This is a genomic window from Caulobacter sp. (assembly GCF_049283275.1).
Classification (GTDB): domain Bacteria; phylum Pseudomonadota; class Alphaproteobacteria; order Caulobacterales; family Caulobacteraceae; genus Caulobacter.
In genome coordinates this window covers 1-9546 of the sequence record NZ_JBAPVS010000080.1, presented here as the reverse complement: position 1 = coordinate 9546, position 9546 = coordinate 1, and the positions used below count along the sequence as shown (strand labels likewise).

10 protein-coding genes are annotated in these 9546 nt (G+C 68.8%); 5 read left to right on the top strand and 5 right to left on the bottom strand.

The genetic code is table 11. The annotated features are described in order from the left end of the window. Together WAL33_RS04050 and WAL33_RS04045 are read left to right on the top strand one after the other, a co-directional pair. On the top strand, positions 1-636 hold a 636-nt coding region (locus tag WAL33_RS04050), incomplete at its 5' end, for a phosphotransferase family protein (RefSeq protein ID WP_422178739.1). Further along, a complete protein-coding gene (locus tag WAL33_RS04045; RefSeq protein ID WP_422178737.1) occupies positions 633-1004 on the top strand; it encodes a DUF6285 domain-containing protein in 372 nt (123 codons plus the stop codon). The genes WAL33_RS04050 and WAL33_RS04045, both read left to right, overlap by 4 nt. On the opposite strand, the gene WAL33_RS04040 is transcribed toward WAL33_RS04045, so the two are convergent. The 4 genes from WAL33_RS04040 to rfaD all read right to left on the bottom strand — a co-directional run bounded on the left by WAL33_RS04040 (position 1001) and on the right by rfaD (position 6028). After that, positions 1001-2143: a DUF3089 domain-containing protein gene (locus WAL33_RS04040; protein ID WP_422178735.1), complete on the bottom strand. Its 1143-nt coding sequence runs from the start codon at positions 2141-2143 to the stop codon at positions 1001-1003. The two genes, WAL33_RS04045 and WAL33_RS04040, sit on opposite strands and share 4 nt — an antisense overlap. A gap of 49 nt (positions 2144-2192) precedes the next feature. Then, a complete protein-coding gene (locus tag WAL33_RS04035) occupies positions 2193-3395 on the bottom strand; it encodes an acetyl-CoA acetyltransferase (protein WP_422178733.1) in 1203 nt (400 codons plus the stop codon). An 11-nt stretch (positions 3396-3406) separates the two neighbouring features. After that, positions 3407-4894: a hydroxymethylglutaryl-CoA synthase family protein gene (locus WAL33_RS04030; RefSeq protein WP_422178731.1), complete on the bottom strand. Its 1488-nt coding sequence runs from the start codon at positions 4892-4894 to the stop codon at positions 3407-3409. 132 nt (positions 4895-5026) lie between these two features. After that, on the bottom strand, positions 5027-6028 hold the full coding sequence (gene rfaD, locus WAL33_RS04025) for an ADP-glyceromanno-heptose 6-epimerase (protein WP_422178729.1): 1002 nt from the start codon (positions 6026-6028) through the stop codon (positions 5027-5029). A 50-nt stretch (positions 6029-6078) separates the two neighbouring features. Here rfaD and WAL33_RS04020 point away from each other — a divergent pair, with 50 nt between their 5' ends. From WAL33_RS04020 to WAL33_RS04010, 3 genes are all read left to right on the top strand, one after another. Beyond that, positions 6079-7536, top strand: a complete 1458-nt coding sequence (locus WAL33_RS04020; protein ID WP_422178727.1) for a cryptochrome/photolyase family protein — start codon at positions 6079-6081, stop codon at positions 7534-7536. Positions 7537-7602: 66 nt separating this feature from the next. Further along, positions 7603-8838 carry a class I SAM-dependent methyltransferase gene (locus WAL33_RS04015; RefSeq protein ID WP_422178725.1) on the top strand — a complete coding sequence of 412 codons (1236 nt, stop codon included), beginning with the start codon at positions 7603-7605 and terminating at the stop codon, positions 8836-8838. A gap of 85 nt (positions 8839-8923) precedes the next feature. Beyond that, entirely contained in the window at positions 8924-9205 is a 282-nt protein-coding gene (locus WAL33_RS04010; protein ID WP_422178723.1) for a hypothetical protein, read from the top strand. A gap of 9 nt (positions 9206-9214) precedes the next feature. On the opposite strand, the gene WAL33_RS04005 is transcribed toward WAL33_RS04010, so the two are convergent. Next, positions 9215-9546 (bottom strand): hypothetical protein (locus tag WAL33_RS04005; protein ID WP_422178721.1); only part of this gene is annotated, 332 nt, incomplete at its 5' end.

The window sequence follows — 9546 nt, the reverse complement described above, 5'->3', positions numbered from 1 at the left end:
GAGCTGGCGCGCCGCTGCGGCGAGGTCCTGGCGGCGATCCACGCCACGCCTTTGGGCGGACTGCCGCCGCTGGCGACCTCGGACGCCGCCAGCGAACTGGCCCGCTATGAAGCCGTCTATCGCCAGTCGGGCGCGCGGCGGCCGGTGTTCGAAGCCGCCTTCCGCTGGCTGGCCGACCGCGCGCCGCCGCTGGAGCAGCCGGTGCTGGTGCACGGCGACTTTCGCAACGGCAATCTGATGATCGACCCGGGCTCGAAAACCCTTGGGGGTCTGGTCGGGGTGCTGGACTGGGAACTGGCCCATCTGGGCGACCCGGCCGAGGACCTGGGTTGGATCTGCGTCAATTCCTGGCGGTTCGGGGAATGGCGGCGGCCGGTCGGCGGCTTTGGCGGCTATCAGGACCTGCTGGACGGCCACGCGGCCGGAGGTGGCCCGCCGGTCCCGCTGGACCGGCTGCTGTTCTGGCAGGCCCTGGGGTCGCTGAAATGGGGCGTCATGTGCCTGATGATGTACGCCAGCTTCGCCAGCGGCGCGGACCGCTCGATCGAGCGGGCGATGATCGGCCGGCGGGCCAGCGAGACCGAGATCGATCTGGTGCTGCTGATGGAGCAGGCGGAAGGGAGGATCCGAGCATGATCACCCACCCCACCGCCGCCGAGCTGACCCAGGCCCTGAGCGCCGTCGAAGCCGGTCCGCCGGACGATCCCCGCGCCGCCTTCATCGCCCGCGTCGCCGACAACGCCCGCGCGACCCTGGAACGCGAGGCGGCCCTGGGTCCGGCGGCCGAGGCGGCGGCGATTGAACGGCTGCGCGCCCTGCTGACCCTGGACGCCGACTTCGAGGCGCTGAACGCCGAACTCTGCGCGCGCCTGGCGGACGGCCGTCTGGCACCGCTGGAGCCGGCGGTTCTGGCCCATCTCAAGGCCAGCGTCATCGACCAGATCGCGATCGACCAGCCGGGATACTCGGGCTTGGCGGCGCTTGAAGCGCTTGGTTCGCTCTAACCTGGGCTATTGGCGATCGGGCTCAGGTCGGTTCGTTTCTTCAACGCCGCGACCCGCGCCAGGGCGTCGGCTTCGATATCCGCCCAGAACAGGTTGAAGCCGTCGACCTTGCGGCGCTCGGTCCAGGAGCCGTCGTCGCGCAGCGAGGTCGATTTCGGCCGACCGGTATGCAGCAGGCCATCCTCGCACTGGGCCCAGACCTGGCGCTTGAGCAGGGCCGGCCGCGACCCCCATTCCAGCCCCGTGGCGTTGGCCGCGCCCAGGTTCAGCTTGGCCAGGGCGCGCGTCTCGTCGCGAGCGCCGAGCAGCGGGTTGACGCAAAGCGGGGTGCGTCCGTCCAGCGTGATCAACTCGCCGCCGCCGTTCCAGACCAGCGATCGGTTGGTCAGGTCCTGGGCCCGGTGGAAATCGCCATCCGTCAGCGACGCCCAGGCGATCACGCAGCCGGCTTCGTCGCGGCTGGCGCAGGCCGGGATGATCGCGCCGGGGCCGAACTCGTCGGCGGGGACGATCGTCTCGATCAGATAGACCCCCACCAGGCGGCTTTTCAGCGCCGGATTCAGCGCGATCTCTTCCTTCAGCAAGCGATCGGCGAGGATGCCGCCTTGCTCCACGCCGACCAGCACGAACGGCCGTCCGCCGTTGTCGTGCTTCAGATAGTGGCGAAAAGCCTCGCGGACGTCGTCATAGGCGAAACGCCGGGCGTCGCGGGCGTCGTCGCGCAGGGTCAGGAAGGTGTAGAGGCTGGCCTGGCGATAGCGTGGCGCGAAAATCCGCCCGACCCGCGCGAACGGCGCAGCGTAGTTGGGCAGCATCACCCGGGCCAGGTCACGCGCCGCCTTGGGCTGGTCGAAAGGCGCGTTCCAGTCGCGGCCCCCGTCATAGCTGGTGGGATGCACGAAGAAGACGTCGGCCGATCCCCGGCCCGCGGCCCCGTGCTGCGGCCGCAAGGCCCAGGCCTTGGGGTCGGCGTAGTTCGGAGCCGGCGGCGGATCGTAGGCCTGGAACGGAATCTTGGGATCCAGCGTTGTGCGCAGGATGTCGTAGCGCCAGTAGAACGCCGCCGCCAGGACCAGCGCCAGAAACAGCACCGCCCCCGCGAAAATCCAGCGCCTGAAACCGTTGAACCGTTCGCCCATGGGCCTTGGTTACACGAACCCGCCGCGTCGCGCGAGACGCCTGGAAGCCTCAGGCGCCTTCCTGTCCGATGATCGCCACCGAGCACACATTGCTGGCCGGCGCGCCGCCCAGATTGTGGGTCATGCCGAACACCGGGTCCTTCAGCTGGCGCTCGCCGGCCCGACCCTGCAGCTGCAGGTACATCTCGTAGAGCATCCGCAGACCCGACGCTCCGATCGGGTGACCGAAGCATTTGAGGCCGCCGTCGATCTGGCACGGCAGGCCGCCGTCGGCGTCGTAGAAGCCGTCCAGCACGTCGCGCCACCCCTGCCCCTCGGGCGAGATGAACAGATCTTCCATGGTCACCAGCTCGGTGATGGAGAAGCAGTCGTGCACCTCCATCATCGAGATCTGCTCGCGCGGCCGCTCGATGCCGGCCTCCCGATAGGCCTTGCCAGCGGCGATGCGGGCGGTGTGGAAGTGGCTGCCATCCCAGCCGTTATACTGGCTCTCATAGCCGTTGGAGACCGACAGCTGCAGGGCCTTGACCAGGGTCAGGTTCCGCTTGCCCATCGCCCGGGCGATCTCCGGCGTGGTGACGATGGCGGCGGCCGCGCCGTCCGATACGCCACAACAGTCGAATAGGCCCAGGGGCTCGGCGATCATCGGGGCGTTCAGGACCTGCTCTACCGTGACGGCCTTTTGCAGGTGGGCCTTTTTGTTCTTGGCGCCGTTGGCGTGGCTCTTGACCGAAACGTGGGCGATGGCGCGCTTCAAGTCCTCCCGCGAAACGCCGTGCTTGGCGCGGTAGGCGCTGGCCAGCTGGGCGAAATTGCCGGGGGCCGATCCGTTGGGAATGATCTGCGGCGCCAGCGTGCCGGGATTGCCGACCGGCAGGCCGCCATAGCCGGTGTCCTTCAGCTTCTCGACGCCCACGGCGATGGCGATGTCGGCCGCCCCCGCCGCCACGGCGTAGACCGCGCCCCGGAAGGCCTCCGAGCCCGAGGCGCAGAAGTTCTCCACCCGGGTGACGGCGATGTTGGGCAGGCGCAGGGCGATCGACAGCGGCGTGCCGCCCTTGCCCGTGCCCAGCTCGTCCACGTGGGTCGAGAACCAGGCCGCGTCCAGCTGGCTGGGCTCTATGCCGGCGTCGGCCATGGCCTCGACATAGGCCTCGACCATCAGGTCGTCGGGCCCGGCGTCCCAACGCTCGCCGAACTTGCTGCAGCCCATCCCCAGGATGGCGACCTTGTCGCGGATGCCCTTGGCCATGGTCGCTCTCCCTATTCCGCCGCCAGGGCGGTGTCGCCCGCCATCGCCGCGCGGTCCGGCGCGGCCTTCCAGAAGTAGCGGACGAAGCCGCGCTTCTCATCGACGTCCTTGATGCGGAACACCATCTTGACCGGCAGGCCGCTGTCGACCTCGCCCTGTTCGACGTCGGTGATGTCCATCATGATCCGTCCGCCGCCCTCGAAGACGATCATGCCGTAGTGGTTGGGCGGGCTCATCGAGAAGGTCAGGAAGTCGGCCGAGTAGCTCAGCACCGACGCCTTGCGCTCGGCGAAGCGGTACGGCTCCTGGGTGTCGACCCCAGGATTGTTGGGCGCGACCGAGATGCGGGTGCGGGGAAACTGGACCACGCCGGTCTCGCGACAGCGGCCGCCGACCAGGCCCAGGATCATGTCCTGGTTCCGATACAGGGTGGTCAGGGCCGTCTTGTTGTCCTTCTCGGCCCGCATGCCCTTGTCCCATTCGACCAAGCCGTTGAAGGTGAGGAACTTCAGATAGTTGAGCTCTTCTCTTCGATCGACCAACGCGCCCGTCACGCCGCGCGCCGGACGAGCTTTCGCCACCCCCTTGCCGACCCGGAACACTAGCGCCTCGGCCCCCTGGCCGAACTGGGCCACCAGGATGACGTCACCGGACTTGGCCTGCTCCAGGGCGTGGGCCAGCATCAGCGGGCCGTGGGCGCAGCCGGCCTCGCCCAGGGTCAGGGCCAGGTTGTCGCGCACCGCCTCGGGCGCGATCCCGATCGTCTTGGCCAGGCTGGCGGCCATGCCGGCGAACGTGGACGGAAAGCAGAAATGCGCGACGTCGGAAGCCTTTAGGCCGGAAACCTCCAGGGCCTGGCGGATGGCCGGGGGGACCAGCTTGACGATGCCCTCGTCGCGGATCCAGCGCTCTTCCCAACCGTAGTCGAACTCGCCGTCGGCCCCGCGGAAGTGGTCGACGAAGTCGTCGGTGATGCTGCCCCGACCCAGGAATTCCGCCGCGCCGGCCTCGGCCGTGACCACGAAGGCCGCAGCGCCGTCGCCGTTGTCCAGCTCCTGGCTGGACGCCGCGCGAGCCCGGCGGTGCTCGCCGGTCGCCACCAGGGCGCGTTTGGCCGCTCCGCCCTGAACGGCCGCCAGGGCCTGGCCCAGGGCCGCCAGCCCGCAGCGCTGCGAGCCGGTGACGTCGGCCGAGGCGATGGCCTTCTCCAGCGTCAGGGCGGCGGCGACGATCCCGGCGTTCTGGCGATCGACGAACGGCGCCGTGGTCGAGGCGAAATAGAGGGCGTCGACCGCCGAGCGGTCGTCGTCGGGACCGAGCGCGTCGCGGGCCGCCTCGACGGCCATCGTCAGGGCGTCCTCGTCCCAGTTGGCCATGGACCGCTCGCCCTTGGCCTTGGCCCGCAGGTTCGGCGCGACCCAGGCGTTGGCCTCGGTGACGGCCTTGCGGCTGAGGCGAAGGCGCGGCGCATAGGCGCCCCAGGCGGCGATGCCGACCATGTTCCACTCCCTGACGGACGCCTGTGTCGGCGACTTATCAGCGATTAGCTTACGCTCGCGGAAAGGGTCGGCAAGTGTGACGTGGCGTCAGGGATTGCAGATTTGGTGGAGGTTGGGGCGCCCCCCGCGTCGTCAGCGATACGGATCGTCCGTATTCAGGAACCCGCAGACATAGTCCTCCACGCCGTCCTCCAGCGAGGTCATCGGCGCGTTGTAGCCGGCGGCGCGCAGGCGGCTCATGTCGGCCTGGGTGAAGTACTGGTACTTGCCGCGCAGCACCTCGGGCATGTCGAAATAGTCGATGTCGGGCTCGCGGCCCACGGCGCGGAAGGTCGCCTCGGCCAGGGCCTTGAACGAGCGGGCCTTGCCGGAGCCCAGGTTGTAGACGCCGCTGACGTGGGGGCTCTTGGCCAGCCAGGCGACCACGTCGGCCACGTCCCGCACATAGACGAAGTCGCGCAGCTGGCCGCCGTCCTCGTAGTCGGGGTGATGCGACTTGAACAGCCGAACGCCCTCGCCCGCCGCCACCTTGGGCCAGATCTGGCAGACCACCGACTTCATGCCGTCCTTGTGCTCCTCGTTGGGGCCGTAGACGTTGAAGAACTTCAGTCCCACCCACTGGATCGGGGCGTGGCCGCGGGCAGCTTCGCGCACGGCGTAGAGGTCGAACAGGGCCTTGGACCAGCCATAGGCGTTGAGCGGCCGCAAGGCCTTCAGGCTTTCCAGGTCGTCCTTGCCGTCGAAACCCTGCTGGCCGTCGCCGTAGGTGGCCGCCGACGAGGCGTAGATCAGCCGGCGCTTGTGCAGGGCGCACCACCGCCACAGCTCGCGCGACAGCACGAAGTTGGACTGCACGATCAGGTCGGCGTCCGGTTCGGTGGTCGAGGAGATCGCCCCCATGTGGATCACCAGCTCGACCTCGTCGCCGCGCTCGGCCAGCCACTCGAACAGGTCCTCGGGCGGCACGAAGTCGGCGATCGGCGACTTGGCCAGGTTGCGCCACTTGTTTTCGGCCGCCTCGCCCAGCCAATCGCAGACCACCACGTCGAGGCTATCGTCCTCGCACAGCTTGGCTACGATGTTGGAGCCGATGAACCCGGCGCCGCCGGTGACGAGGATGACGCGTCTGGACATGGACTGCGTTATGGCACAGGGGGCGGCGGGAGCAAGGCGTCGGAGTGAACGTGCAACTCGACCAACAAGGCCCCATCCTCGTCTGGCTGCGCAACGATCTGCGCCTGGCCGACAATCCCGCCCTGATCGCCGCGGCCGCGACGGGGCGGTCGGTGATCCCGCTCCACATTCTCGACGAGACGCCCGGGGTGCGCCCGATGGGCGGCGCCTCGCTGTGGTGGCTGGACAAGTCGCTGGCCGCACTGGACGTTTCGCTGAAGGCCATCGGCTCGCGGCTGATCCTGCGGCGCGGCCCGGCTCGAGCGGTCTTGGAGGACATCACCGCCCAGGCCAAGCCGGCGGCGGTGGTCTGGAACCGGCTCTATGACGCCGCCTCCATCGAGCGCGACAGCGCCATCAAGGCCTGGCTGAAGGACGAGGCGATCGCCTGCGAGAGCTTCAACGCCGGCCTCCTGAACGAGCCCTGGACGGTGAAGAACGGCTCGGGCCAGCCCTACAAGGTCTTCACGCCCTATTGGCGCGCCGCCCGTGACCAGCTTCATCACGTCCACGTCGAGCCGCCTCCTAAGGCCCTGGTCGCGCCGGAGCGCTGGCCCCGGACCGAGTCGCTGGAAAGCTGGAACCTGCATCCGGCCAAGCCGAACTGGTCCAAGGGCTTCGACCTGTGGACGCCCGGCGAGCTCGGCGCCCGCGAGCGGCTGGACGACTTCCTGTCCGGCCCGGTCGAGGACTATGACCGCCAGCGCGACCTGCCCGGCGTCGAGGGCGCCTCGCGCCTGTCGCCGCACCTGCATTTCGGCGAGATCGGCCCGCGCCAGGTCTGGGTCGCGGCCCGCAAGGCCGCCGAGGCGGGCGACGCGCCCGCCGGCCAGGTCGAGAAGTTCCTGTCCGAGATCGGCTGGCGGGAGTTCAACCATTCGATCCTGTTCCACAATCCGGACCTGCCGAAGGTCAACTTCCGGCCGGAGTTCGACGGCTTTCCATGGATGCGCGACGACGCCGCCTTCGAAGCCTGGAGCCGGGGGGAGACCGGCTATCCGATCGTCGACGCCGGCATGCGCGAGCTTTGGGCCACGGGCTTCATGCACAACCGCGTGCGAATGATCGTCGCCTCGTTCCTGGTCAAGCACCTGTTGATCGACTGGCGCGCGGGCGAAACCTGGTTCTGGGACACGCTGGTCGACGCCGACCTGGCCAACAATGTCGGCAACTGGCAGTGGGTGGCCGGCAGCGGGGCCGACGCCGCGCCCTATTTCCGGATCTTCAATCCCATCGCGCAGGGGCAAAGGTTCGACCCGGTCGGCGCCTATGTCCGCCGCTGGGTCCCGGACCTGGCGAACCTGCCCGACGCCTTGATCCACGAGCCGTGGAAAGCTTCAGCGCAACTGAACGCCGCCGCCAAGCGTATCTATGGGGAACCGATCGTGGGGCATTCGGCGGCGCGCGAGCGCGCGCTCGAGGCCTATCGCGGCCTCAGGGAGAACGGACTCTCTCGCACGGCTGGGTAGCCTCCCCATTTACAGGTCGGTTCTGAGAGTTCTTACTTTCGTCCTCGCGTTAGGGATGGACCGTCGATGACCGATATCCTGCCTTCGACCTGGCCAGCCACGGCCCGCGACCCCGAACTGCGTCGCGCCCCGGCCGCCTTTCGCACCGCCCTCCGCGTCGCCGTGGAGAACTGGGCGGTGGGAAACCTGACCTTCGTCCTGCCGTCGGGCAAGCCGCTGCGCATCGTCGGCAAGACGCCGGGCCCCGAGGCGGTGATCCGCATCCACGATTATCGCTTTATCCGCCGGGCCCTGGCCTCGGGCGACATCGGCTTCGCCGAGGGCTACATGGCCGGCGAATGGGACACCCCCGACCTGTCGGCGGTGCTGGAGGCCTTTTCGCGCAACTTCGACCGGTTGACCGCCCTGGTGCGCGGCAACCCGCTGATGCGGGCGGTCAACGGCCTCTACCACCTGTTCCATCGCAACGACCGCGCGGGATCCCGGCGGAACATCCACGCCCATTACGACCTGGGCAACGCGTTCTATTCGCGCTGGCTGGACCCCAGCATGACCTATTCCTCGGCCCTGTACGAAGCGCCCAGCCAGCCGCTGGACCAGGCCCAGCACGCCAAGTACGCGGCCCTGGCCCGATCGATCGGCCTCAAGCCCGGTCAGCACGTGCTGGAGATCGGCTGCGGCTGGGGCGGCTTCGCCGAGTTCGCGGCCAAGGAGGTCGGCGCCAAGGTGACCGGCGTCACCATCTCCCAAGCCCAGCACGACTTCGCCAAGCAGCGCCTGTTCGACCAGGGCCTGTCTGAAAAAGCCGACATCCGGCTGATCGACTATCGCGACATCGAGGGTCGGTTCGACAGCGTCGCCTCGATCGAAATGTTCGAGGCGGTCGGCGAGGAATATTGGCCGACCTATTTCAGCAAGATTCACGACGTGCTGACACCCGGCGGCCGCGCCGGCCTGCAGATCATCACCATCCGCGACGAGCTGTTCGCCGGCTACCGCCGCCACACCGATTTCATCCAGCGCTACGTCTTTCCGGGCGGCATGCTGCCGAGCGAGGCGCGCCTGCGGCAGGAGACCGACGCCGCCGGCCTGGCCTGGACCGACGTCAACCGCTTCGGCCAGAACTACGCCGACACCCTGGCCGAATGGGCTACGCGCTTCGAGGCGGCCTGGGACGACATCAAGGGCCTGGGTTTCGACGAGCGGTTCCGCCGGCTATGGCGGTTCTATCTCAGCTATTGCGAGGCCGGTTTCCGCACCGAACGCACCAATGTGATCCAGCTGGGGCTGTCTCGGGTCTAGTGGGATCGGGGCCTAGCAACTTGGGGGGCGCATCCCGACCTCTGGTGTGCGTACACTGTGCAAGAGCGTATCCAAGGTCGGCCCGATGAACCTCTACACCCTGGTCCTGGATTTCCACGGCGGCACCTACATCACCCAGTTCGAGGCCGACACGCCGACCGACGCGGTGGCGGCCTGGTGCCGCGAACTGGAGGACGAACAGCTGCTGGGCGAGGCGTCGTTCTCCGTGGCCGAGGGCATCATGGTCGACGCCATCGAGAACCACCTGGTCGAGGTGGAAGGCCTGCACGGCGCCTGGTGCGCGGCGGCCACGGTCAACGGCAACCTGGCGCTGCTGAACGTGATCATCACCCAGCGGATCGCCTAAGGACCGCGTCTACTGGCCTTCGCCCGGCGCGGCCGCCGTGTAGCGCGCCGCCCACCAGGCCGACCAGCGGGCTTCCAGGTCGGCGAAGGCCGCCTGGTCCAGGCCGAAGGTCGTCAGGATCACCGAACCACCGCCGTGCGGGGCGCGCTCGCCGGCCGGCTGGTCGATGACGATCAGCAATCCGCCGCCCCAGGCAGGAACGGTCAGACCCAGCTGGAAGGGGGTGCGATGATGAACCTGGCCGCCTAGCGTCTCGCCGGCCAGTTCGACCGGTCCATAGGCCGCGCCGTCGGCCAGGGCCCGCAGCCCGTCCAGGCCCAGGGCCCGGCTCGGCGCGGCCC

Excerpts from the sequence above, each read along its gene's own strand:
- WAL33_RS04045 (WP_422178737.1), top strand. The coding sequence starts at position 633 with ATGATCACCCACCCCACCGCCGCCGAGCTGACCCAGGCCCTGAGCGCC.
- WAL33_RS04040 (WP_422178735.1), bottom strand. The coding sequence starts at position 2,143 with ATGGGCGAACGGTTCAACGGTTTCAGGCGCTGGATTTTCGCGGGGGCG.
- WAL33_RS04035 (WP_422178733.1), bottom strand. The coding sequence starts at position 3,395 with ATGGCCAAGGGCATCCGCGACAAGGTCGCCATCCTGGGGATGGGCTGC.
- WAL33_RS04030 (WP_422178731.1), bottom strand. The coding sequence starts at position 4,894 with ATGGTCGGCATCGCCGCCTGGGGCGCCTATGCGCCGCGCCTTCGCCTC.
- rfaD (WP_422178729.1), bottom strand. The coding sequence starts at position 6,028 with ATGTCCAGACGCGTCATCCTCGTCACCGGCGGCGCCGGGTTCATCGGC.
- WAL33_RS04015 (WP_422178725.1), top strand. The coding sequence starts at position 7,603 with ATGACCGATATCCTGCCTTCGACCTGGCCAGCCACGGCCCGCGACCCC.
- WAL33_RS04010 (WP_422178723.1), top strand. The coding sequence starts at position 8,924 with ATGAACCTCTACACCCTGGTCCTGGATTTCCACGGCGGCACCTACATC.